General features: G+C 66.0%; 19 protein-coding genes. 9 read left to right on the top strand and 10 right to left on the bottom strand.

Annotated elements, in window-relative coordinates; all coding sequences use genetic code 11:
* The first annotated feature begins 68 nt into the window (after positions 1–68).
* Positions 69–1,199, top strand: a complete 1,131-nt coding sequence (gene prfB / locus EDC64_RS03165; RefSeq protein ID WP_132029746.1) for a peptide chain release factor 2 — start codon at positions 69–71, stop codon at positions 1,197–1,199.
* 99 nt (positions 1,200–1,298) lie between these two features.
* Here prfB and EDC64_RS03160 read toward each other — a convergent pair whose 3' ends face one another.
* Complete coding sequence (locus tag EDC64_RS03160; protein WP_132029997.1) at positions 1,299–2,969, bottom strand: electron transfer flavoprotein-ubiquinone oxidoreductase; 1,671 nt, start codon at positions 2,967–2,969, stop codon at positions 1,299–1,301.
* Positions 2,970–3,126: 157 nt separating this feature from the next.
* On the opposite strand from EDC64_RS03160, the gene EDC64_RS03155 reads away from it, so the two are divergent.
* On the top strand, positions 3,127–3,972 hold the full coding sequence (locus EDC64_RS03155) for a uracil-DNA glycosylase (protein ID WP_245504503.1): 846 nt from the start codon (positions 3,127–3,129) through the stop codon (positions 3,970–3,972).
* Between the two features lie 12 nt (positions 3,973–3,984).
* On the opposite strand, the gene EDC64_RS03150 is transcribed toward EDC64_RS03155, so the two are convergent.
* The 6 genes from EDC64_RS03150 to EDC64_RS03125 all read right to left on the bottom strand — a co-directional run bounded on the left by EDC64_RS03150 (position 3,985) and on the right by EDC64_RS03125 (position 11,525).
* The gene (locus tag EDC64_RS03150; RefSeq protein ID WP_132029744.1) at positions 3,985–4,455 is read right to left on the bottom strand and encodes a CYTH domain-containing protein; all 471 of its coding nucleotides are present in this window, start codon (positions 4,453–4,455) and stop codon (positions 3,985–3,987) included.
* Positions 4,456–4,577: 122 nt separating this feature from the next.
* Positions 4,578–6,077 carry a pyruvate kinase gene (gene pyk, locus EDC64_RS03145; protein ID WP_132029742.1) on the bottom strand — a complete coding sequence of 500 codons (1,500 nt, stop codon included), beginning with the start codon at positions 6,075–6,077 and terminating at the stop codon, positions 4,578–4,580.
* A 185-nt stretch (positions 6,078–6,262) separates the two neighbouring features.
* Positions 6,263–7,141: a 2-hydroxy-3-oxopropionate reductase gene (locus EDC64_RS03140; RefSeq protein WP_132029740.1), complete on the bottom strand. Its 879-nt coding sequence runs from the start codon at positions 7,139–7,141 to the stop codon at positions 6,263–6,265.
* Between the two features lie 136 nt (positions 7,142–7,277).
* Positions 7,278–8,057: a hydroxypyruvate isomerase gene (gene hyi, locus EDC64_RS03135; protein ID WP_132029738.1), complete on the bottom strand. Its 780-nt coding sequence runs from the start codon at positions 8,055–8,057 to the stop codon at positions 7,278–7,280.
* A gap of 114 nt (positions 8,058–8,171) precedes the next feature.
* On the bottom strand, positions 8,172–9,947 hold the full coding sequence (gcl, locus tag EDC64_RS03130) for a glyoxylate carboligase (RefSeq protein WP_132029736.1): 1,776 nt from the start codon (positions 9,945–9,947) through the stop codon (positions 8,172–8,174).
* 99 nt (positions 9,948–10,046) lie between these two features.
* Positions 10,047–11,525, bottom strand: coding sequence for a sensor domain-containing diguanylate cyclase (locus EDC64_RS03125; protein WP_132029734.1), 1,479 nt, complete (start codon positions 11,523–11,525; stop codon positions 10,047–10,049).
* A gap of 351 nt (positions 11,526–11,876) precedes the next feature.
* Between EDC64_RS03125 and pncB the strand changes: the two genes are divergently transcribed.
* From pncB to EDC64_RS03110, 3 genes are all read left to right on the top strand, one after another.
* Positions 11,877–13,169, top strand: a complete 1,293-nt coding sequence (pncB, locus tag EDC64_RS03120; RefSeq protein ID WP_132029732.1) for a nicotinate phosphoribosyltransferase — start codon at positions 11,877–11,879, stop codon at positions 13,167–13,169.
* 222 nt (positions 13,170–13,391) lie between these two features.
* Positions 13,392–14,342: a BON domain-containing protein gene (locus EDC64_RS03115; protein WP_245504502.1), complete on the top strand. Its 951-nt coding sequence runs from the start codon at positions 13,392–13,394 to the stop codon at positions 14,340–14,342.
* Positions 14,343–14,446: 104 nt separating this feature from the next.
* Complete coding sequence (locus EDC64_RS03110; protein WP_132029730.1) at positions 14,447–14,704, top strand: hypothetical protein; 258 nt, start codon at positions 14,447–14,449, stop codon at positions 14,702–14,704.
* Here EDC64_RS03110 and EDC64_RS23430 read toward each other — a convergent pair.
* Entirely contained in the window at positions 14,695–15,060 is a 366-nt protein-coding gene (locus tag EDC64_RS23430; protein WP_165933619.1) for a hypothetical protein, read from the bottom strand. The genes EDC64_RS03110 and EDC64_RS23430 overlap by 10 nt on opposite strands.
* A 232-nt stretch (positions 15,061–15,292) precedes the next feature.
* Here EDC64_RS23430 and EDC64_RS03100 point away from each other — a divergent pair, with 232 nt between their 5' ends.
* The 3 genes from EDC64_RS03100 to EDC64_RS24005 all read left to right on the top strand — a co-directional run bounded on the left by EDC64_RS03100 (position 15,293) and on the right by EDC64_RS24005 (position 18,633).
* Positions 15,293–16,411 (top strand): Ppx/GppA phosphatase family protein, encoded by a 1,119-nt coding sequence (locus EDC64_RS03100; RefSeq protein ID WP_132029728.1) that lies wholly within the window; start codon positions 15,293–15,295, stop codon positions 16,409–16,411.
* Entirely contained in the window at positions 16,408–17,103 is a 696-nt protein-coding gene (locus tag EDC64_RS03095; protein ID WP_132029726.1) for an RlmE family RNA methyltransferase, read from the top strand. Before EDC64_RS03100 ends, EDC64_RS03095 begins: the two co-directional genes overlap by 4 nt.
* A gap of 171 nt (positions 17,104–17,274) precedes the next feature.
* Positions 17,275–18,633, top strand: coding sequence for a diguanylate cyclase domain-containing protein (locus EDC64_RS24005; RefSeq protein ID WP_132029724.1), 1,359 nt, complete (start codon positions 17,275–17,277; stop codon positions 18,631–18,633).
* A 45-nt stretch (positions 18,634–18,678) separates the two neighbouring features.
* Here EDC64_RS24005 and rnd read toward each other — a convergent pair whose 3' ends face one another.
* Complete coding sequence (rnd, locus tag EDC64_RS03085) at positions 18,679–19,860, bottom strand: ribonuclease D (RefSeq protein WP_132029722.1); 1,182 nt, start codon at positions 19,858–19,860, stop codon at positions 18,679–18,681.
* Positions 19,861–19,904: 44 nt separating this feature from the next.
* A complete protein-coding gene (locus tag EDC64_RS03080) occupies positions 19,905–22,220 on the bottom strand; it encodes a bifunctional diguanylate cyclase/phosphodiesterase (protein WP_165933618.1) in 2,316 nt (771 codons plus the stop codon).
* 269 nt (positions 22,221–22,489) lie between these two features.
* Between EDC64_RS03080 and aspS the strand changes: the two genes are divergently transcribed.
* Complete coding sequence (aspS, locus tag EDC64_RS03075) at positions 22,490–24,262, top strand: aspartate--tRNA ligase (RefSeq protein ID WP_132029718.1); 1,773 nt, start codon at positions 22,490–22,492, stop codon at positions 24,260–24,262.
* Position 24,263: the final 1 nt, after the last annotated feature.

Here is a 24,263-nt window from a genome sequence, read left to right as displayed (position 1 = left end):
GGCGTGTGTTTACACGCATCAGCCCCCCCGCTATTTTCCCCGGCCCTTATCGGAAGGACAGGTTTGCCATGCGCGCGGAACTCGCCGCGAAAGTCGAGGACATCCGTCAGTCGGTTGAGCTGCTGCGCCAGCATCTCAACCTCGACCGCGCGCGCCGCCGCCTCGCCGAACTGAATGCGATCGCTGAGGAGCCCGATCTCTGGAATGATCCCGAGCGCGCGCAGAAGGTGATGCAGGAGCGGACCGGGCTCGAGGATTCGATCGGGGCGATCGACCGCGTCACCAAGGATCTCAACGACCATGTCGAATTGATCGAACTCGGCGAGGCGGAGGGCGACGAGGGCGTGATCGCGGAAGCGGCCGGGGCGCTCGACGGCCTCAAGGCCGAATTGGCGCGGCGCGAGCTGGAGGCGCTGCTCTCCGGCGAAGCCGACAACAACGACAGTTATCTCGAGGTCCATGCCGGCGCCGGCGGCACCGACAGCCAGGACTGGGCGGAGATGCTGCTGCGCATGTATACCCGCTGGTGCGAACGCCGTGGCTTCAAGGTGGAACTGGTCGACGAATCGGCGGGGGAACAGGCTGGCCTCAAGTCGGCCACCATCCTGGTCAAGGGCCACAATGCCTATGGCTGGCTGAAGACGGAAGCTGGCGTGCATCGTCTGGTCCGGATCTCGCCGTTCGATTCGAATGCGCGCCGCCAGACCTCGTTCGCCTCGGTCGACGTCTATCCGGTCATCGACGACCGGATCGTCGTCGAAATCAACGAAAGCGACGTGCGGGTGGATACGATGCGCTCGGGCGGCGCGGGCGGCCAGCACGTGAACAAGACCGAATCGGCGGTTCGCCTCACCCATATGCCGACCGGCATCGCGGTGGTGTCCCAAGGCGACCGTTCGCAGCACAAGAACCGGGCCACGGCCTGGAACATGCTGCGCGCCAAGCTCTACGAGGCGGAGCTGAAGAGGCGCGAGGCGGAGGCGGCGGCCGAGCAGGCGGCCAGGACCGATATCGGCTGGGGTCACCAGATCCGCTCCTACGTGCTCCAGCCCTATCAATTGGTGAAGGACTTGCGCACCGGGGTCCAGTCCGGCACCCCGCAGGAGGTTCTCGACGGCGATCTCGACCCTTTCATGGAAGCCGCGCTGGCCCAGCGCGCCTATGGCGGCGGCCCGGCCGAAGTGGCGGACGTCGAATAGGCGCCTGCCCGAAGGCATGCGCCGACCAATTTCGGGGAACACACTTCGCCGATCAGGCCGTTGCAGCCTGATCGGATCATATTCTCGCAGTGCGCCCGGTCACATATTGGGATAGTTCGGTCCGCCGCCGCCCTCCGGGGCGGTCCAGACGATGTTCTGGTTCGGATCCTTGATGTCGCACGTCTTGCAGTGAACGCAGTTCTGCGCGTTGATCTGGAAGCGTGGACCCGACGTCTCCTCCACCCATTCATAGACCCCTGCCGGGCAATAGCGGTTCGAGGGGCCGGCATAGATGTCGTGCTCGGACGCCTTCTGCAGCGCCATGTCCTTGACCTTCAGATGGACCTGCTGGTCCTCCTCGTGATTGGTGTTCGAGATGAACACCGAAGACAGCTTGTCGAAGGTGAGCACGCCGTCGGGCTTGGGATAGGCGATGGGCTTGAACTGGGCTGCCGGCTTCAGGCTCGCCGCGTCGGTCTTGCCGTGCTTCAGCGTGCCGAACAGCGAGAAGCCGAACGTGTTGGTCCACATGTCCAACGCGCCGAGGCCAATGCCGATGAAGGTGCCGAAGCGCGACCAGAGGGGTTTGACGTTTCGCACCTTCTTGAGATCCGCGCCGATCGCCGAATGGCGCCAGCTCCCCTCGTAGCTCGCGAGTTCGTCGTGTCCCCGGCCCTCCGCTAGAGCGGAGACGAGATGCTCGGCTGCGAGCATGCCGGAAAGCACCGCATTGTGGCTGCCCTTGATGCGCGGCACATTCACGAATCCGGCTGCACATCCGACCAGAAGACCGCCGGGAAAGGCGAGCTTCGGCACGCTCTGCCATCCGCCCTCCGTGATCGCCCGCGCCCCGTAGGAGAGGCGCTTGGCGCCCTCGAACGTGTCGCGAAAGAGCGGGTGGGTCTTGAAGCGCTGGAATTCGTCGAAGGGCGAGAGATAGGGGTTCTGGTAGTTGAGGTGGACGACGAAGCCCACCATCACCTGCTCGTCCTCCATATGATAGAGGAAGGCTCCGCCGCCGGTGCTGTGCCCGAGCGGCCAGCCGAAGGCGTGCTGCACCAGACCGGGCCGGTGCTTCTCCGGCCGCACCTTCCACAATTCCTTCAGGCCGATGCCATATTTGCCGGGTTCCCGGCCGGCATCCAGGCCGAACCGCGCGATGAGCTGCTTGGTGAGATGGCCCCGCGCGCCTTCTGCGAACACGGTGTAGCGGCCGCGCAACTCCATGCCGCGGGTGAATTCGCCCTTCGGCGCGCCGTCACGCCCCACCCCCATGTCGCCGGTCGCGATACCGCGCACGGCGCCCGCTTCGTCGAACAGGATCTCGTCGGCGGCGAAGCCTGGATAGATCTCGACGCCGATCGCCTCGGCTTTGACGGCGAGCCAGCGGCACACATTGCCGAGGGAGCCGACATAATTGCCGTGATTGTCCATCAGGGGCGGCATCAGCATATTCGGGAGCCGCACGCCGCCGGCCGGGCCGAGGAGATAAAATTCGTCGTCCGAAACCTGAGTCACGAGAGGCGCATCGGTTTCCTCGCGCCAGCCGGGGATCAGGGCGTCGAGGCCGGACGGGTCGATCACAGCGCCCGACAAGATGTGGGCCCCGACTTCCGACCCCTTCTCGACCACGACGACGGACAGCTCCTCGCTCCGCTCCTGCGCAAGCTGTTTCAGGCGGATCGCGGTCGCGAGGCCGGCGGGGCCTGCGCCGACCACCACCACGTCGTAATCCATGCCCTCGCGTTCCGGCAGTTCCGCCTCTGTCATCGCCTCGTCCCTAGACATTCATCTGCGTCCTTGGAGTTTTTCCACGCTTGGCCGCCTATGACAATTCGCTTGCTGCACCTGCGATGGACGCGGGGGCCTCTGCGGCGTCGCAGGAGCGGCCGCGTTGCTCTATGATGGAATGCAGGCGCCCGGGCTAATGACGAATTTCTCTCCTTCATACATTCGCGATCTTCTCGCCCTCCATGTCGAGGCGGGGGTGGACGCCGCCCTTGGCGATGCGCCGGTGAACCGGTTCGCGGCCGTTCCGGCTGTACCGCGTCCGGTCTCCCCCGCACCAGCTCTCGATCGGCCCGGGCATCGTGGGACGCCGGCCGAGCCGAATACTCCGCGCCCCGCATTGTCGGTTCCCGCCTCGATGATCGCCGCGCAGGCCCCGGACGAGGCGGTGATGGCGGCGCGCGAACTCGCACGCACGGCGGCGAGCCTCGATGAGTTGCGGGCCATGCTCGAGACGTTCGAAGGGTGCCCGCTGAAGCGCACGGCGACCCGACTCGTCTTCGCCGACGGCAACCCGCGGGCGCGGATCATGTTCGTCGGCGAGGCACCGGGTCGTGACGAGGATATCCAGGGATTGCCCTTCGTCGGCCGCTCCGGACGCCTGCTCGATCTGATGATGGCGGCGATCGGTCTCGACCGCGGCTCGGCCTATATCGGCAATGTCGTGCCCTGGCGTCCGCCGGGCAACCGCACCCCGACCCCTCAGGAGACCGCGATCTGTCTGCCGTTCATCCGCCGCCAGATCGAGCTGGCCAATCCGGACTTTCTGATCTGCCTCGGAGGACCCTCGGCTCAGACCTTGCTCGGCGTCACCGAGGGGATCACGAAGATACGCGGGCGCTTCCATCCCTACGACACGGGATCGCGGACCATCCGTGCGATGCCCACCTTCCACCCCGCTTACCTGCTGCGTACCCCGCTCGGCAAACGCCTGGTCTGGCGCGACCTTCTAGAAATCGAGGCGGCATTGGCCCAGCCGGCATGACGGCGCCATGGTTTATTGATCCGATCCGTTCATCGGATCGCTGATCAAGGACGAGTTGCGGTAACGCGGATCGTCGGTGACTTCCCGGCCGGCCCAGGGCGGGATCTGCACCTGTTCGTCGGCATGGGTGAGTTCGACCTCGGCGACGATCAGTCCGGCATTCGCGGCATCGAAGACATCCACCGTCCAGATCTTGCCGCCGAACGGCACTTCGTAGCGGGTCTTTTCGATCAGCGGCTTCGTGCAATGGTCGCGCAGCATGATCTCGGCGTCGGGCACCGGGATTTCGTATTCGAATTCGGCCCGGGAAAGGCCGGCGGTCGCCCCCTTGATGGTCAGAAAGGCGCGCTCCCCGGCTTGGCGGACACGCACGGTGGCGAGTTCCGACACACACATATAGCCCTGACGATAGGGGGTCCCCGCCATGTCCTCGCGCCACGCGTCGGACGTGACGAGATACTTGCGCTCGATTTCAACCGGCATGCGCACCTCGTCGCTCAGTCAGGCGAGGAGCTTCGCGACGCTGCCGATAAAAGGCAAGGGGAGGGTGGCACAGCACCCCTCCCAGCCCTTGAGGAACTGGGTCTACGCGGCTCTTTGCCGCGTCAGGCCGGCTCTCGGACCCGGCGCGAGGAGACGACTTCGGCTTCGACGTCGTGCTTGCTCGGCGGGTCGGTGTCGCCGATCGTCGTCACGCGCAGGATGTTCGTCGTGCCCGGACGGGCGAAGGGGACACCCGCCGTGATGGCGAGCCGGTCGCCCGCTACGCCTAGTCCCTCATCAACGGCAATCCGGACCGCTTTGTCGACCATCTCCCCGAAGGAGTGGATGTCGCCCGGGGCATGCACGGCATGCACCCCATAGGACAAAGCCAAGCGCCGCGCCGTCTCGATCCGGCTGGTAATGCCGAGAATCGGCAAAGGCGGGCGCTCGCGCGCGGCGCGCAGGCCGGTCGTGCCGGAGAGCGTGTAGGCGACCAGCGCCGCGGCGTCGACCGCGGTCGCGATCTGCGCCGCCGCTTTGATCACCGCATCGCCGATCGTGGCGCCCGCCGAGCCGTGCGTCGCGTCGAGGATACGGCGATATCCCGGATCGCGCTCCACGTTGCGGATAATGTCGTCCATCACCGAGACGGCCTCCACGGGATACTGGCCGGCGGCGCTCTCTGCCGAAAGCATGACGCAGTCCGCGCCCTCATAGACGGCGGTCGCGACGTCGGAGACTTCCGCCCGCGTCGGGACCGGGGCGCTGATCATGCTCTCCAGCATCTGGGTCGCAACGATCACCGGGCGGGCATAGCGCCGCGATTCGGCGATCATGCGTTTCTGGATCGCCGGAATCTCCGGCAGGGACAGTTCGACCCCGAGATCGCCGCGCGCCACCATGATGGCATCGGCAAGCTGGACCAGTTCGGTCAGATGCTCGACCGCCGCCGGCTTTTCCATTTTCAGCATGATAGCAGCGCGGTCGCCGATCAGCGCGCGCGCCTCACGGACGTCGTCGGGTCGCTGCACAAAAGAAAGGGCGATCCATTCCACGCCCTTGTCGAGAGCGAAGGTGAGGTCGGCCCGGTCCTTTTCCGTCAGCGGCGAAAGCGGCAGGAGCACGTCGGGGATGTTGAAGCCCTTGTTGTTGGACAAGCGGGTGCCGGAGATGACTTCCGCATCCAGCCAGCCCGGCCCTTTGGCGACCACTTTCAGGCGCACCTTGCCGTCGTCGCACAGGACAGTGGCGCCGAGGGTCAGCGCCTCGATGATGTCGGGATGGGGGATCGGCACGCGGGTTTCGCTGCCCAGTCGTTCGACGTCCGCATCGAAGCGCAGCACCGCGCCAGGCGCGAATGTGATGGCATTGTTCTCGAACCGGCCGAGCCGCAGCTTCGGCCCCTGGAGGTCGGCGATGACGCCGATCGGGCGGCCGGTTTCTGCCTCCAGTGCACGGATGCGCGCGAGAACCTCGCCGTGGCCGTCCTGGGTCCCGTGACTGAAGTTCAGCCGGAAGACGTCGACCCCGGCCATGAACAGGGCCCGCAGCATTTCGGGGCTGTTCGAGGCCGGGCCGACAGTGGCAACGATCTTGGTGGACCGGTCGCGTCGCAGTGCCATGGCTTTCCCCTTGAATTCCGATGGATGGTGTGGGCCGTCCGCTCTCTCTCCCCGGCCGAAGGCCGGAGGGTTTTCCCGCTCTCATGGGCGGGGCGGGAGGGGGCACGCCGTCAAGCCTGCCTGCCGCTTCGCCCCGTCCGTCCTTCGATCCTTCCGCAGCCGGGGCGGTGCCGGTATCCCCGGCGTCAGGCCACGTCGTGGCCGGCCATCATCTCCAGCGCCTTGACCAGAGCGGAATGGTCGAGCTTGGCGCCGCCATTGGCCGAGACGGCATTGAACAATTCCTGCGCGGTCGCGGTGTTGGGCAACGAGATGCCGAGCGCGCGCGCGGAGGACAAAGCGAGATTGAGATCCTTCTGGTGCAGTTCGATCCGGAAGCCAGGGTCGAACGTGCGCTTGATCATGCGCTCGCCATGCACTTCGAGGATGCGCGAGGTGGCGAGGCCGCCCATCAGGGCCTGCCGCACCTTGGCGGGATCCGCGCCCGCTTTCGAGGCGAAGACCAGTCCTTCCGCCACCGCTTCGATGGTCAGTGCGACGATGATCTGATTGGCGACCTTGGTCACCTGGCCTGCACCGACGTCGCCGACCAGGGTGATGTTCTTGCCCAATCTCTCGAACAGCGGCTTCACCTTCTCGAACGCCGCTTCGGTGCCGCCCACCATGATCGTCAGCGAAGCGGCTTTCGCGCCGACTTCGCCGCCGGAGACCGGGGCGTCGAGATAGTCGCAGCCGAGCGCACCGATCTTTTCGGCGAAGGCCTTGGTCGCGACCGGTGAGATCGAGCTCATGTCGACCACAGTCTTCCCGGCCGAGAGGCCCTCCGCGACGCCGTCCTTGCCGAACAGCACCTGCTCGACGTCCGGCGTGTCGGGGACCATGGTGATGACGATGTCCGCGCGCCGCGCCACCTCGGCGGGGGATCCGGCATCGATCGCGCCTTTGTCGATCAGTTCCTGGGCAGGCTTCGACCGGTTGTGGACGAACACTGTGTGCCCGGCATCGATCAGATGCCCGGCCATGGGACGTCCCATGATGCCGGTGCCGATGAAACCAACGTTCATTCTCGACTCTCCCCAAAAAAGCGGCGCTTCTGGCGCCTTTGTCCGTATGCCGCCCCGTCGCGGGGGCGGGTGAAAGGTCTGTCGCGCCTTAGAGTCTGATCCGATCAGTTCGCGACGAAGCCGATCGGTGCATGCTCTAGCGCGGATAGGCGTCCAGCCAGCCGAGGCCGGCATCGGTCGTGGTCCTGGGCTTGTATTCGCAGCCGATCCAGCCGGCATAGCCCGCTTCGTCGATGGCGTTGAGGACGAAAGGATAATTGATTTCCCCGGTGCCCGGCTCGCCGCGTCCGGGATTGTCCGCCAGCTGGATGTGCTTGATCCGCGGCATCAACGCCCGGAGCGTCGGGGTGAGGTCGCCTTCCATGATCTGCATATGATAGATATCGTACTGCAGGAAGATGTCGTCAGCGCCGACCTCGTCGAACAGCGCCATCGACTGCCGGGTGCCGGTGAGGTGGAAGCCGGGAATATCGCGGGTGTTGATCGCCTCGGCGACCAAGGGAATGCCGGCTTTCTTCAGCTCCGTGGCGGCGAATTTCAGATTGGCGATCAGCGTCTCATGGACCTTTTCCGCCGGCACGTCCCGCGGCGTCAGGCCGACCAGCACGTTCAAGGTTTCGGTGCCGAGCACCTTGGCATAGGCGATGGCTTTGCCGACGCTGTCCTGGAATTCGCCGACCCGGTCCGGCAGCACCGCAAGGCCGCGCTCGCCGCCGGCCCAATCGCCCGCCGGAAGATTGTGCAGGGCCTGGACAAGACCGTATCGGTCGAGCTTTTCCTTAAGCTGCTCAGCAGGATAGGCATAAGGGAACAGATATTCTATGCCGGTGAAGCCGGCTTCGGCCGCCTTGGCGAACCGGTCTAAAAAGTCGATCTCGTTCCAGAGCATGGTGAGATTGGCTGCGAACCTGGGCATGAACCTCTCCGCCGAAATTTTTGATTGCGCACGACCGGCGCCCCCTGGTGCCGGCGCGAAGAACCCTCCGGCGCGAACCGGAGGGTGAAGTCTAGCCGCTCTTGCGCGGCGCGGTCACTCCGCCGGCTCGGGCTGGCGCACCTTCTCAGCCGGAACATCGAGGATTTCCTCGAACTCCATGATCTTGTCGATCTCGACGCCCATCGCGATGTTGGTCACCCGTTCGAGGATGAATTCGAGCACCACCGGCACCCGGTGCTCCGCCATCAGGGCTTCGGCCTTGGCGAAGGCGTCCTTGAACTCGTTCGGGGTGCGCACCCGGATTGCTTTACAGCCGAGGCCCTCCGCCACCGCCACATGGTCCACGCCATAGCCGCCGGCCTCCTCCGAATTGATGTTGTCGAAGGCGAGCGAGACCTCGTAATCCATCTCGAAACCGCGTTGTGCTTGCCGTATCAACCCCAGGTAAGAGTTGTTTACGACCACATGTAAATAGGGCAGCTTGTGCTGCGCGCCCACGGCCAGTTCCTCGATCATGAACTGGAAGTCGTAATCGCCGGAGAGCGCGACGATCTTGGCGTCGGGACGCGCCGCGCGCACGCCGAGGGCCGCCGGCAAGGTCCAGCCGAGCGGGCCGGCCTGGCCGCAATTGATCCAGTTGCGCGGCACGTAGACGTTCAGGAACTGCGCCCCGGCGATCTGCGAGAGACCGATCGTCGTGACATAGGTGACGTCGCGGCCGAGGGCTTCGTTCATCTCCTCATAGACCCGCTGGGGCTTCAGCGGCACGGCGTCGAAATGCGACTTGCGCAGCAGGGTCGCCTTGCGCATGCGGCAGGCGTCCGCCCAATCCGAATAATCCGGCAGCTTGCCCGCCGCCTTCCACTCCCGGGCGATCTCCAGGAACAGTTCCAGCGCCGCCTTGGCATCCGAGACGACGCCGAAATCCGGACCGAACACCCGGCCGATCTGGGTCGGCTCGATGTCGACATGAACGAATTTGCGCCCCTTGGTATAGACCTCGACGGAACCGGTATGGCGGTTCGCCCAGCGATTGCCGATGCCCAGCACGAAATCGGAGGCCAGCATGTTCGCATTGCCGTAGCGGTGCGACGTCTGCAGGCCGCACATGCCGGCCATCAGGGGATGGTCGTCGGGGATCGTGCCCCAGCCCATCAAAGTGGGGATGACCGGAATTCCTGCGGTCTCCGCGAAGGCGACGAGGAGGTCCGAGGCATCGGCATTGATGATGCCGCCACCCGCGACGATCAGCGGACGTGCGCTGTCGAGCAGAAAGGACATCGCCTTTTCCGCCTGGGCGCGCGTGGCCGTGGGCTTGTAGACGGCAAGGGGGGCGTAGGTGTCCGCGTCGAACTCGATCTCGGCGAGCTGCACGTCGAGCGGCAGGTCGATCAGCACGGGACCGGGGCGGCCGGACTTCATGACGTGGAACGCCTGCTGGAACACCATCGGCACCAGCGCCGGCTCGCGGACCGTAACGGCCCATTTGGTGACCGGCTTGGCGATGGATTCGATGTCGACCGCCTGGAAGTCTTCCTTGTAGAGCCGCGCGCGCGGCGCTTGACCGGTGATGCAGAGGATCGGGATCGAGTCCGCCTGCGCAGAATAGAGGCCGGTGATCATATCGGTTCCGGCGGGCCCCGACGTCCCGATGCAGACGCCGACATTGCCGGCGGCCGCACGCGTATAGCCCTCGGCCATGTGCGAGGCCCCCTCGACGTGGCGCGCCAGAACGTGGCGGATCGAGCCGCGCGCCTTCAAGGCGGAATAAAGCGGATTGATCGCCGCTCCGGGCACGCCGAAGGCAACCGAAATCCCTTCCTTCTCCAGAACTCGGACCGCGGCATCGACCGCACGCATGCGCGCCATGGCATCCTCCCCTTTTTCGATGCGTCGAGGAGTACGCCGGTTCGGAACTTGCTTCTATGAGAAGAATTGGAAGTACATTCGTTCCCTCACGGCAACAATCTACGCCATCTCCACCCGGTTTCGTCCGAGCTGCTTGGCCCTGTAGAGCGCAAGGTCGGCGAGCGCGATCAGCCGGTCGACCGGGACGATCTTGCCCTCGGGGTGGAACACATGGACCCCGACGCTGACGGTCAGGGGCCAGCGCAGTTCAGCGGAGGTTGCGATCCGTTCGCGCAGCCGCTCGGCGATCAACCTCGCCGTGTCGTCTCCCGTCTCGGGCAACAGCAGCATGAACTCCTCGCCGCCGAATCTGCCGATCGTGTCGGTTTCGCGCGCCGCGCCGCGCAGGCAGGTCGCCACCTTCTTGAGGGCGATGTCGCCTTGCAGGTGACCGTGACGGTCATTGTAATCCTTGAAATGGTCGACATCGACCATGACGAAGGCGAGTGGGGCGCCGGCCTTCACCGCATGCGCCATTTCCTCGTCCAGCCGCTGGCGCAGCGCGCGGCGATTGAGCGTGCCGGTCAGCGGATCGATCGCGGCCTGCTGCAGAAGTTTCCGGTTCGCTTCCTCCAACTCCCGCCGGCGGACGTCCAGTTCGGCCATCAAAGCGCGGCGCGGATTGATGTCCTGGATCTGCGAGACGAAGCAGTGGGGCCGGCCGTCCTCGAAACAAACCAAGGCCGCATTGAGCTGGCCCCAGACGATCATGCCGTCCGACCGCACATAGCGCTTCTCCATCTGGAAATCTTTTGCTTCGCCCGTGAGCAGGCCCTGCATGAGGGAGAGATCCCCGGCAAGATCGTCGGGAAAGGTGAGGGACTGGAAGGTCCGTCCCAGCAGGTCCGCCTCCGAATAGCCGAGGAAGCGGCAGACGGCCGTGTTCACCTTGAGAAACGTGCCGTCCAGTCCCACCAGCGCCATGCCGATCGGTGCATTGGCGAACGCGGTCGTGAACAGGGCCGCGGCTTCCCGGCTTTTTTCTTCGGCCAATTGCCGCGCCGCTTCGATTTCTCGCCGCGCGACCGCATGGCCGAGCGTATCGGCGAGGAGGTCGAGGAAGGCGCGGGCTTCTTCGGGGAAGGGCGTAGCGCGCGGCGCGGGGTCGAGCAGACTGAGGATGCCGAAAATCCGCGACCCCACGCGGATCGGCGCGCCGGCATAGGTCTCGAACCGACCTTCGAGATAAAGCGGATGCCGGCTCAGGATGGGGTCTTCCCCGACATCGTGGCACAGCAGGCTGGCTCCCGCCCGGAGAGCGTCGGCCGCGAACAGGGCGGATAGAGGCCGGCTGTCGCCCGCCGCGAACGGCACCGGACTGTCGGCGAGGATCCGCTGAAATTGCAGATCTTCGCCCTCGATCTTGCCGACCACACCGACCCGCAGGCCGAAGGTGGCACACGCGACGTCGAGGTAGCGGTCGAACAGGACGTCCAGGCAGGATTCGTCCAGCGCCAAAAGATGCCGGAGGCTCTGGAGCGCTTCGGCCCAATCGCCTGTCTCGACTGCGGCTCGGCCGCCTTCGATCTGCCTCTCCATGCCCACCGCTTCGCCCCCGCCAGCCCGCCGCCTGGACACGCGCTCGCAGCAATCCAAGCGAGCACAAACTGAACGGCAGATGAGCGGACGCCGGAGGCGTCGCAGTACGACGGTCTGCCCCCGGCACTTTCAAGGCCGGAGAGCGTCTGTTTGGACACGGGACATTGGAATTGCAAGAAGTTCGCACCGCACCGGCCGCTTCGGTGGAGCCGTTTGCGGGAATGGTGTAAGCGGAAATGGGCGGGGCGCGCGGAATCCAAAACGGCGTGAAGCTGCCGGGGCGAAGTGATTCGCTCGTCTTTGCTGCTTGCACGGAGCGGCCGGGCCTGCCGGCGTTCCGATGAGTTGACCATGATCGACATCGCCGCCCGCGTTTACAACCACACCTGGAAAATCGATCCGATCGTGCGCTCCGTGCTCGACACGGATTTTTACAAGCTGCTGATGGGCCAGTCGATCTTCCGGCGCCATCCGGACGCGCAGGTGACGTTTGGAATTCACAACCGTACGGCGCATGTGCGTCTGGCGGACATCATCGACGTCGGGGATTTGCGCGAACAGCTCGACCATGTCCGTTCGCTGAGCCTCACGCGCGGCGAATCCACCTGGCTGCGCGGCAACATGTTCTACGGCAAACGGCAGATGTTTTCGCCCGATTACGTTGCCTGGCTCGAGCGTTTCCGGTTTCCGGCCTACCATCTTGAGAAGCGCGACGGTCAGTATGAGCTGACTTTCGAGGGGCCGTGGGTCGAGACCACGATGTGGGAGATTCCGGCCCTGGCGATCATCAACGAATTGCGCTCGCGGGCCGTGCTGAAAGGGCTCGGAAAATTCGAGTTACAGATCCTTTATGCCCGCGCCATGACCCGCGTCTGGGAGAAAATCCAGTTCCTGAAGACCCTCGGCACGGTCAATCTGGCGGATTTCGGGACCCGGCGGCGCCACGGCTTCCTCTGGCAGGACTGGTGCGTGCAGGCGTTGATCGAAGGGTTGGGGGAGAATTTCCTCGGCACGTCCAACTGCCTTATCGCAATGCGCAGAGAAGTGGAGGCGGCGGGAACCAACGCCCACGAATTGCCGATGGTCTATGCCGCGCTTGCGCGCACCGATGCGGACTTGTTGCGCGCGCCCTATCAGGTGTTGGCGGATTGGCAGGAGGATTACGAGGGCAATCTGCGGATCATGCTGCCCGACACCTACGGCACCACCGGCTTTCTGGCGGAAGCGCCGGACTGGCTGGCGCATTGGACCGGCATCCGGATCGACAGCAAGGATCCGCTGGACGGGGGCGAGGAGGCCATCGCCTGGTGGCGATCGCGTGGCCAGGATCCGACCCAGAAGCTGGCCATTTTCTCCGACGGGCTCGATGTCGAAGAGGTCGAGCGGATCACCACCCGCTTCTCCGGCCGCATGCGGCTCGGGTTCGGCTGGGGCACCCTTCTTACCAACGATTTCCGCGGCCTCGCACCGGCCGGCGGGCTCGATCCGATTTCCATCGTATGCAAGGTGATTTCGGCGAACGGTCGTCCGGCCGTGAAGTTGTCCGACAATCCCACCAAGGCGATGGGCCCTCCCGAAGAGATCGAGCGCTACCGGCGCTTGTTCAAGGTCGGGGTGCAGCCGGCTCGCGCCGCTCTGGTGTGACCGCGCGAAAAGACGCGGTAAAGATTCCGGAAAGTGAGGCGTGCCGTACGGCTTAGCTTAAACTTTTAGCTTAGCCTTAGAGGCATTGATATATTGCCTGATTTCTAACGTTTTGCAGATTATTTGTGCAGGTTGAAATGCTTTGAGAGGAACGCGGGCCCGGAGGAGGCGTTTCATCCCTGAGGCTGGGGGCACGAGATTTGCCCATCGCAGGAGGAATGAATGGCCCAGAATTGGCGCAACGACGAGCATCGCGCGCGCGACCACGAACAGGATGACCGCTCGAATTGGCGTGACGATCGCAGCTATCGCAGCGGCCAGACTCATTCCGCCGACCAAGACCACTCAGGCTATGGTCGCGACCGTGGTTATCGCGACGAGCAGGGTCGTGGCTCCGACTATCAGTCCGGACGCCCCACCTTGTCGCGCAGCCCGAGCTACGGCAGCGATGCCGGGGCGTCCAGCGCGCGTGGATCCTGGTCAGGCATGGAAGGTGACCGGACCGAAGACCGTTTCGAGGGCAGTCGGTCGGAGTATGGCCGCGGCCGCGACGCGTATGGCGCCTCCGACCCGGATCGCTATTACGGCTCTGGATCCTATCCACCCTCCGGCTTCGGTTATGGCCGGTCCGGGGGCCGTGACGAAGGCCGCCGCGGGCGTCCCGACTGGGGGCGGCAGGAATGGGGGATGAGCGGTCCGCAGCAATCGGATTGGGAGCGCGATCAGCGCAATGACCGCGGTTTCTGGGATCGGGCTTCGGACGAAGTGTCGTCCTGGTTCGGCGACGAGGCAGCCGAGCGCCGCCGCCGCGAGGACGAACATCGCGGGCGAGGACCGAAGAATTATGCGCGCTCCGACGACCGTGTGCGCGAGGATGTGAATGATCGGCTCACCGATGACGGGCTGGTGGACGCCTCGGAGATCGAGGTCAGTGTCGCCAAGGGGGAAGTCACCCTCACCGGCGTGGTCGCCGATCGCCGCCAGCGGCGCCGCGCCGAGGATGTCGCCGAGCAGGTCTCCGGCGTACAGCACGTGCAGAACAATGTGCGGGTGCGCGGTACCGGAACGACCCCCGGATCCACCGCAAGCCAGTCTGACCCGACGGGCGCGGCCGGAAAGCAGACCGCCATCACCCCGGGTCAGTCGAGCACGATTTCGAGCCGGAACACCTGATCCGGCGGCGGGCATGACGGGGGCGGCCTTCGGGCCGCCTCTGCCTCCTTTTGCCGGCACGAGACTTGCTGAGACTTCCCCAGGTCTCAAGATCGGGGAAGACTATGTCGGAGAATGTCGTCAGCCTGCGCGGGACGTTTCACGTCGAGAAGGCCGAGCCGAACCCCACCGTGGTCGGCGAGCTGGAGCGCCTGCTCGAGGCAGCGCGGTCGGGGGAGCTGGTCGGTCTCGCAGGAGTCTATCTCCACAAAGACAAATCCGTCGCCTATTCCTATGCCGGGGCGGTCGTCGGGTTCGGCATGATCGGGGGGTTGGAATGCCTCAAGGCACGCCTGACCCATTTCGCCCTTGATCAGGGCTGACGGACTGCCTCAGGTCTTTCCGAGCGGCGCAACGGGTGAGCGGCGACGGAGAGGAGGGAGCGGTAGCGACGTTTGGCATCGCTGAGCGTGCCGTTGTCGCCGATCGCCGCCTCTTGAAGCTCCGCCAGCGCGAACGGGCTTGGCTCCGCCGGTAGTGTCACCAGCTCGGGGATACAGTTGACCAGGCCGAGCACGTCGCGCGTGGTCAGAGCGGCAAGCGCCGTCGCCATCAGGTGCCGCTGGTAAGCGCGCCGCTCCCCAGAGAGCCGATCCCACGGCTCGAGCAGCGGATATTGGTCGCGCGCGGCCATATGAGAGGCCTCCGCCATCCGCTCCACCAGATCGATCAGTCTCATCTCGCCTCCGGGTCGGGGAGCCATCGGAGCTTGAGAATGCGGCGGGAGACTTTCCCAACCCTTGCTGTTCGGGCCGATCTGCGCGGCATGGTGAACGGGGGGTTAGCATGGGTCGCAGAACGGTGCCGATTGCGCCCGGCGCCCTGGCTGTTACACTTCCGGCGAAACGGCACTTGAGAGCCCGCTTGGCGCCCGCGCGCGCCGCGGCCGAGCGGGCGGCGAAGGACATGAAATGAGGGACGACACGCGCGGATCCCGTGTGGATCCGGCGACGTCGCTGCAGGATCGCGGGAGTGGTCCGCAAGGTTCGTTTGGGACGCTCGGCTGGACGCCGGGTGGCCGGGCCGATCGCGTCTATGCCGCCCTCGATCTCGGCACCAACAATTGCCGCCTGCTCATCGCCCGGCCGACGCAGCGCAATTTCCGCGTGGTCGACGCCTTTTCGCGGATCGTGCGGCTCGGCGAAGGGCTTTCCGCCAATGGCCGGCTCGGTGCGGAGGCGATGGAGCGGGCCTTGGGTGCGCTCGAAATCTGCGCCGGCAAGATCGCGAACCGGGGGGTGGCGCGGGCGCGGGTGATCGCGACCGAGGCCTGCCGGGCGGCCGCGAACGGGGCGGAGTTCTGCGCTGCGGTCGAGGCACGTACCGGCCTTGCTCTGGAGGTCGTCGACCGGCGCACCGAGGCGGGCCTCGCCGCCGCCGGATGCGCGCCTTTGGTCGACGCCACCTGCGACGGTGCGATTCTGTTCGATATCGGCGGCGGCTCCACCGAAGTGGTCTGGCTCGCCCGCCGCGCCGCCGGGGATGACGGGCCGCCGCGCGCGCGAATCCGGTCCTGGGCGTCGATGCCGGTCGGCGTCGTCTCGCTCGCGGAGCGGCATGGCGGGGTGAAGGTCTCGCGGGCGCTGTTCGATGCGATGGTGGCCGAGGTCGCCGGCATGCTGGAGGGGGTGCGGCAGAGCTGGGGTGTGCGGGCGCCCGGCCGGATGCACCTGCTCGGCACGTCCGGAACGGTGACGACGGTGGCAGGCATCCATCTCGGTCTTGCCCGCTACGATCGCGCCCGGGTCGACGGGGCTTGGCTGCACGGGCGCGACATCGCACGGGTGGTCGAGCAACTGGTCGCCATGTCATTCGAGGAGCGGGTGGCCAATCCGTGCATTGGCGCGCAGCGCGCCGATCTCGTTCTCGCCGGCTGTGCGATCATGGAAGCCGTGCGCGAGGCATTTCCGGCCGAGCGGCTCAGAGTGGCCGATCGCGGCCTGCGGGAGGGTATGTTGATCCAATTGATGCGCGCCGACGGCGTGTGGCGCCGGCAAGCCATGCCGGTGGCGGCGGAGGCGCAGGCGTGACCACACCGCCCCGCGGTCCGGACGGCCGCCCGCTGAAGGTGCGGGTGAAGACCGCGCGCGGTCGCACCACCTCCTCGCAGAAATGGCTGCAACGCCAGCTCAACGATCCCTACGTCGCCCGCGCGAAACGCGAGGGCCTGCGCTCGCGCGCCGCCTTCAAGCTGACCGAGATCGACGACAAGGCGCGGGTGCTGAAGCGCGGCATGCGCGTCGTCGACCTCGGCGCCGCGCCGGGCGGCTGGAGCCAGATCGCGAGCAAACGGATCGGGCTCGAAGAGGGACGCGGACGGATCGTCGCGATCGACCTTCTCGACATCGATCCCATCCCCGGCGTCCAGTTCGCCCAGATGGACTTTCTCGACCCGGACGCGCCCGAGCGGCTGATCGCGATGCTGGAGGGCCCTGCCGACCTCGTCATGTCCGACATGGCGGCCAATGCGACCGGCCACAAGGCGACGGACCATCTGAAGATCGTCGCTTTGGTCGAACTCGCCGCAGATTTCGCCCGTCAGGTTCTGGCTCCCGGCGGCGCCTTCCTCGCCAAGGTTCTTCAGGGTGGCACCGAGGGCGCGCTGCTGGCGGATCTGAAGCGTGATTTCGCGCAGGTTCGCCATCTCAAGCCTGCGGCGAGCCGGGCGGATTCGGCCGAGCTGTACGTCCTCGCGACCGGCTTTCGCGGCGCGGGCTCCTGACGGCCCCCTCCCGGCCGGTGCCGCGCCTGTGAACGCCGGTCATTTTGTGCCGCTTGACCGCAGTGCAGCAAGCTCCCCTCATCGCCTTGTTGCGGGGGACGATCGCGGTGCGGAGGGACGGTGCACAAGACTGAGGCGCCATCGCCTGGCCTTTCGAAAACGGACGAATGCTTGCGGACACAGTTCGCCTGCCTTCTCGACTCTGTGCGACTCCAGTTCGATGCGGCGCGCGTAGCGCTGCTGCTGCCGGACGGGGAGGCGTGCTGGTCGATGGCTCCTGCTCTCGGCGACGCCGCAGCCGGGGTGCGGGACCTGCTGGCGCGGCCGATCGCCGACGGCGCCCCGGTCCAGGCCGACGACATTCGAGTGGTGGAGGGGGAGACCGTGTGGCGGTTCTTTGCCGGCGTTCCCCTTTTCGACGCGGATGGCGGGGCGCTCGGCACTCTGGCGCTGTTCAGCCCTGCGCCCCGGCGGCTCGACGCCGCGCAGGCCGATCGCCTCGCGGCTTTCGCCCGCATTTTCGCGACCCTGATTCTCGAAAGCCGGCGGGCGCGCGCGCTCGCCCAGATCGGCTCCGAGCTGGCCGCCGCCCGCGACCTCGCGCGGGAGAACGGCGCTGCCGTAGAGCGCTTTCGCAAGATGTACGAGCGGTCCTCGGCCCTCGCCAAGATCGGCACCTGGGAGTGCGACCTCGCCACCGGCGCGCTGACCTGGACGGATGGCGTCTATGATATTTTCGAGTTGCCGCGGGGCAGCTACGTGACCCGGGAGATGATCCTCGAACTCTATTACGCGCAGTCGCGCCGGCAGATGGAGCGGATGCGCAGCAAGGCCATCGCCGACTGCACGAGCTTCGTCCTCGACGTCCGGGTCCGGACGGCACGCGGCAACAGGCGCTGGGTGCGCCTGTCGATCGACGTCGAGGCGGACGCCGGACGCGCGGTGCGGATATTCGGCACCAAACAGGACGTCACCCAGGAAAAGGAATTGCTCGAACGCATGCGGCGTCTCGCTGAATTCGACATGCTGACCGGCCTCGCCAATCGCGCGATGTTCGAGACCGAGCTACAGCGTGCACTCCGGGCGCCGCGGGGGCGGGCGTTCCAGGCGCTGGTCCTGATCGATCTCGACGGGTTCAAGTCGGTCAACGACACGTTCGGCCATGCCGCCGGAGATGCCTGCCTCAAGGAGGTCGCGCGGCGCCTGCGCGGCGTGTTCAAGGGCCGTCGGATCGGCCGCATCGGTGGCGACGAGTTCGCCGTCCTGGTCGGCGGCGCCCGCGCCACGGCCGGCCTCGATCACCAGGTGAAGTGCGCGCTCGATGCGATTGAACGGCCTGTCGCCTGGGCCGGTCGCACCTTCTCCGTCGGTGCATCGGCCGGCATCGCGCGGCCGTTTGGGGATGATCCGTTGAATCTCACCCAGATCTTCGCCGAGGCCGACGCCGCGATGTATGCCGCGAAGAAGCGCCGGCGAATTCTGGCGGATGCTAACCCGCCCGACGGCTGGGTCCCATCTGCCGGGCGCTGAGGCCCGGAGCTGCCAAGGTCGGGGCCGGCACCCTTGCCGGCACGCTTATTTCTGCGAAGCCGATCCGACGGCGGGGATCTGCCGCTCGGTGGCGATCACCCGTCCGCGATCGACCGCGAGGGCCAGCCGCCCGGCCTTCAAGGCGAGGGCCTTGTCGCCGAACAGTTCGCGCCGCCAGCCGCTCAGAGCCGGCACGGGTGCCTCGTCGCTCACCGCGATGCGTTCGAGATCGTCGGTGGTGGCGATCACCTTGGCCGCGACGCCGTGCTGTTCGGCCGTCATGCGCAGGAGCACCTTGAGCAGTTCGACGGTGGCCGTCGCGCCGTTCGGCAGCGCGCGGTCCCGTTCCAGCCGGGGGAGAGATTTCGGGTCGCGCTCGAGGCCGCGCTTGACCGCATCCAGCACCGCCTCGCCGTATCGCGAGCGCTCGAAACCTTTTGGAAGCGACCGCAGTTCCGCGAGTCTCTCCGGGGTCTGCGGCTGCTGGAGGGCGATTTCGCCGATGACTTCGTCCTTGATGATGCGGCCGCGCGGCTGGTCGCGACTCTGCGCCTCGCGCTCGCGCCATGCGGCCACCTCGACCAGGACCGCAAGTTCCCGCGGCTTGCGCACCCGCGACTTCAGCCGCTCCCAGGCGGTCGCCGGATCCTGCCGGTAGGTCGCGGGCGACGTGAGGACATGCATCTCCTCGCCCATCCAGTCGCTGCGCCCGCGGGCCTCGAGATCCTTCAGAAGGGCGAGATAGATGTCCCGCAGATGGGTGACGTCGGCGAGGGCATAGGTGATCTGGGCCGGGCTCAGCGGCCGGCGCGACCAGTCGGTGAAGCGGGAGGATTTGTCGAGCGCCTGGCCGCAGACCCGCTGAACCAGTTGATCGTAGGAAATGCTGTCGCCATAGCCGAGGACCATCGCCGCGACCTGGCTGTCGAAAACCGGGTGCGGGATCAGGCCGGCGCGGTGCCAGACGATTTCGATGTCCTGCCGCGCGGCGTGGAACACCTTCGTGACGTTCGGATTCGCCATCAGCTCGAAGAACGGCGCGAGGTCGATATCCGGCGCCAGCGCATCGACGATGATCGCCTCGTCCGGGGACGCGGCCTGGATCACGCAGAGCTTGGGCCAGAAGGTCGTCTCACGCAGAAACTCGGTGTCGACGGTGACGAAATCGTGGCGGGAGAGTCGCGCACAGGCCGAGGCCAACGCGGCGGTCGTGGTGATAGGCTCCATCCCACGACAATAGCGCGCCCGAGCGCCGCCTTGAAAGAGCCTGATTAATGCGCGGCGTCGATCGTCTCGGTGCGCAGCAGCGCGCAGGCCTCCGGCAGGCTCACCGGGCGCCCGAGAAGATAGCCCTGAACATGGGTGCAGCCTTCCTTGCGAAGGATTTCCAGCTGCTCATCCCGCTCGACCCCCTCCACAGTGGTGGCCAGCGGCAAAGTGGCGGCGAGGGCGAGGATGGCGCGAATAATCGGCAGGCTGTGATGGTCGCGGCCGAGACCATCAACGAAAGCGTGGTCGATTTTGATTCGGTCGATCGGCAATTTGCGGAGATAAGCGAGCGAGGAATAGCCGGTGCCGAAATCGTCGAGCGCGACCCGGATGCCCTTTTCCCGGAAGCCCTCGATCACGGACAGCGCCGCCGGTCCTTCCTGGATCAAGGCGGTCTCGGTGATCTCGAGTTCGAGCCGGGATGTCGACAGGCCCGAGGCGGCGAGGGCGTCCGCCACCTGGCTCTCCACCCGGTTTCCGCGGAACTGGATCGGCGACAGGTTGACCGAGACGGAGATCCCGGCCGGCCACGCCCGCGCGGCGCGGCACGCTTGTTCGAGCACCCAGCCGCCCAGCGGGAAGATGAGGCCGGTATCTTCGGCCACGGGGATGAAGGCCGGCGCGGGAACGACGCCGCGGGTTGGATGCCGCCATCGGAGCAGCGCCTCGAAGCTCACGATTTCGCAAGTTCGGCAGTCGAAGATCGGCTGATACACCACGAAGAACTGTCCTTCGCGCCAAGCCGCGTCGAGGTCGAGTTCGAGATTGCGCCGGGTCAGGGCCGAGCGCTCCAGCTCGCGCTCGAATACGCGGGCCAGACCGCGTCCGTCGGCCTTGGCCCGGTAGAGGGCGAGATCGGCATTCTTCAGCAGTTCTGGCGCCATGGCGCCGTGCACCGGGGCCAACGCGACGCCGATGCTTCCGCCCGGGATCACCCGGTGATGTTCGAGCTCGAAGGGCTCCCGAATGGCTTCGATGATGGTGTGGGCGATGCGCAGGGCTTCCGTCTCGCCCGCTTGGGGCAGAATCACCGAGAATTCGTCGCCGCCGATCCGCGCGACCGACGCGCCCGCGGGGAGGCAGCCGGCTATGCGGCCGGCCACCCCCCGCAGCAGATCGTCGCCGATGGCGTGGCCGAGCGTGTCGTTGACGGATTTGAAATAGTCGAGATCGATGAACAGGAGAGCGAGCCCTTGCCGAGCCGGCAGCGCCTTTAATGCGGCATCGAGCGCTTCCGAGAAGCTGAGGCGGTTGGGCAGACCGGTGAGCGCATCGTGGCGGGCCGAATGATAGGCGTCGTAGGCGAAGCGGCGCTGCGCCCGCAGATGGCGTTCCGCCAGGACCACAACAATGAAGATCGACGCGCAGATCAGGCCGGCAAAAACGATGATGGGAATGCTCTGGTCGAAGGCGCGCCGATTCACCGCCCCGAGGGTGTCGGTCACGAACACGGTCACGGGATATTTGGAGAGGCCCTTGGCGGCGTAGAGCCGCTCTTTGTCGTCGAGCAGCCCGGGAGGGGCCAACGCGTCGTCCGGCGGGGCTGAGATCAGCGCGGAGGAGACGCGCTGGCGCATGGCCACGGCTTCCGCGTCCGGATCGGAATGGGGGTGACCCGCGAGATAAGCGCCATCGTTGCGGAACATCAAAATCGCGCCGTCGCGCCCCAGATTGATGGCGGAGAAGTAGCGCTCGAAATAAGACTGCACCATCGCCCCGAGTACCAGACCGAGGAAGCGCCCGTCCGGCGACGTGAAGCGGCGGGCCAGGTAGATGGTGATGGTCCCGGTGCCGCGATTGGGAACTGGCGCGCTGACAAACACGTCGGGTCCAGACATCTGCTTCAGCGCTTGAAAATAGTCCCGGTCCGAGACGTTGACCGGCGGAATTGGCCAATAACGCGAGAAGTTGAGCAGTCGACCGGTCTTGTCGATCACCGTGACCGCGTCGACATAAGGCAGGGCGTCGATCTTGTCTCTGAGGATCTGGTGGACCTCGACCGTATGCATTGCGGTCGCGAGCTGGCTCTTGTCGGTCACACCGGCATTGCCGATGCGCTCGATGATGCTGAGCTGGACGAGTTCCAGGGCCTCGAAGGCCCGTTCGGTCTGTTCCGCCAGAGCGAGCGCGAGGTTTTCCATTTCCCGCTTGCGGTCGCTGGAGGCACGCTCGCTGGTCTTGTAACACAAGGCGGCGGCCGCGAGCACCACGGCGCCCGCAAAGACGCCGCCGACGATGCGGACCCAGATTCCGCTTCGGTTGGCGTCGTTCGTGACTCGCGTTTCCTTGCTTTGCCGCACCTTCGAAGCCTCGTCCATGAGCTTCCCTTGGCCGACCCTCATTGTCCGAAGTTATACGGGAACCGGGCCGGGACCTAGAGCGCTGTATATGCCGCCGTCATTTTCTTCACGCCGCCGCGCGCCGATCGCGGCCCAAAACGCCCCATTTGCCGCGCCTGCGACGTCTCAGGACGCTGCGGCACGCGTGGCGGCGTCTTGACAAGGCAGGACGCCCATGCACCTTCCGGCGGCCTGCGGCGCCGCACGGCGGCCGCCGTGCGCCTCCTTGTCCGAAAAAGGCCGTCTCCATGCATCGCTACCGCTCGCACACCTGCGGCCAGCTCACCGACGCCCAAGTGGGAGCGACGGTCCGCCTGTCCGGCTGGTGCCATCGCATCCGCGACCATGGCGGCGTGCTGTTCATCGATTTGCGCGATCATTACGGACTGACACAAGTGGTCGTGGATCCCGACAGCCCGGCCTTTGCCGGCGCCGAGAAGCTGCGCGCGGAATGGGTGGTGCGGTTCGACGGCAAGGTGCGCCTGCGTCCCGAGGGGACGGAGAATGCCGATCTCGCCACCGGCCGGATCGAAATCTATGCGACCGAGCTGGAAGTGCTCGGCCCGGCGGCCGAACTGCCGCTTCCAGTGTTCGGCGAGCAGGATTATCCCGAGGACATCCGGCTGCGCTACCGCTTCCTCGACCTGCGGCGCGAGCGCATCCACAACAACATCATGACCCGCGGGCGGGTGATCGACGGCATCCGCCGCCGGATGAAGGATCAGGGCTTTTTCGAATTTCAGACGCCGATCCTCACCGCCTCCTCGCCCGAGGGCGCGCGCGACTTTCTTGTGCCCTCGCGCATCCATCCCGGCAAGTTCTACGCGCTGCCCCAGGCGCCCCAGCAATACAAGCAGCTCATCATGATGAGCGGCTTCGACCGCTATTTCCAGATCGCGCCCTGCTTTCGCGACGAAGACCCGCGCGCCGACCGGCTGCCCGGCGAATTCTACCAGCTCGACCTGGAGATGAGCTTCGTCGAGCAGGAAGACGTGTTCGCGGCGGTTCAGCCGGTGATTACCGGCGTGTTCGAGGAGTTCGCGAACGGCAAGCCGGTCACCAAGGACTGGCCGCGCATCCCTTATGCCGAGGCGTTGCGCAAATACGGCACCGACAAGCCGGACCTGCGCAACCCGCTGGTGATGCAAAACGTGTCGGAGCATTTCCGCGGCTCCGGCTTCAAGGTGTTCGCGCGCATGCTCGAAGACCCGAAGAACGAAGTGTGGGCGATTCCCGGCCCCACCGGCGGCAGCCGCGCCTTCTGCGACCGCATGAATGCATGGGCGCAAGGGGAGGGGCAGCCGGGGCTCGGCTACATCATGTGGCGCGAAGGGGGGGAGGGCGCAGGTCCACTCGCCAACAATATAGGCCCCGAACGCACCGCCGCGATCCGCGCTCAACTCGGCCTCCAGGCGGGCGATGCCGCCTTCTTCGTCGCGGGCGACCCAGCCAAATTCTACAAATTCGCAGGCGTCGCGCGCACCAAGGTCGGCGAGGAGCTGAAGCTCGTCGACACCGAGCGCTACGAACTCGCCTGGATCGTCGATTTCCCGATGTACGAATGGAACGAGGAGGAGAAGAAGGTCGACTTCTCCCACAATCCCTTCTCCATGCCGCAAGGCGGGCTCGACGCGCTCACCGGGCAGGATCCCCTCACCATCAAGGCGTTCCAGTACGACATCGCCTGCAACGGCTATGAGATCGCCTCCGGCGGCATCCGCAACCATCGGCCCGAGGCGATGGTGAAGGCGTTCGAAATCGCCGGCTATGGCGAGGAGACGGTGGTCGAGCGGTTCGGCGGCATGTATCGCGCGTTCCAGTATGGCGCGCCGCCCCATGGCGGCATGGCGGCCGGCATCGACCGCATCGTCATGCTGCTGTGCGGGGTGACCAATCTGCGTGAAATCTCGCTCTTCCCGATGAACCAGCAGGCGCTCGATTTGCTCATGGGCGCACCATCCGAGGTCGCCCCCAAGCAATTGCGCGACCTGCATATCCGGCTGAACCTGCCGCAGAAGTGAG

Origin of the sequence: Aquabacter spiritensis (assembly GCF_004346185.1) — a bacterium.
Classification (GTDB): Bacteria; Pseudomonadota; Alphaproteobacteria; order Rhizobiales; family Xanthobacteraceae; genus Aquabacter; species Aquabacter spiritensis.
This window is presented reverse-complemented; position numbering and strand designations above follow the sequence as displayed.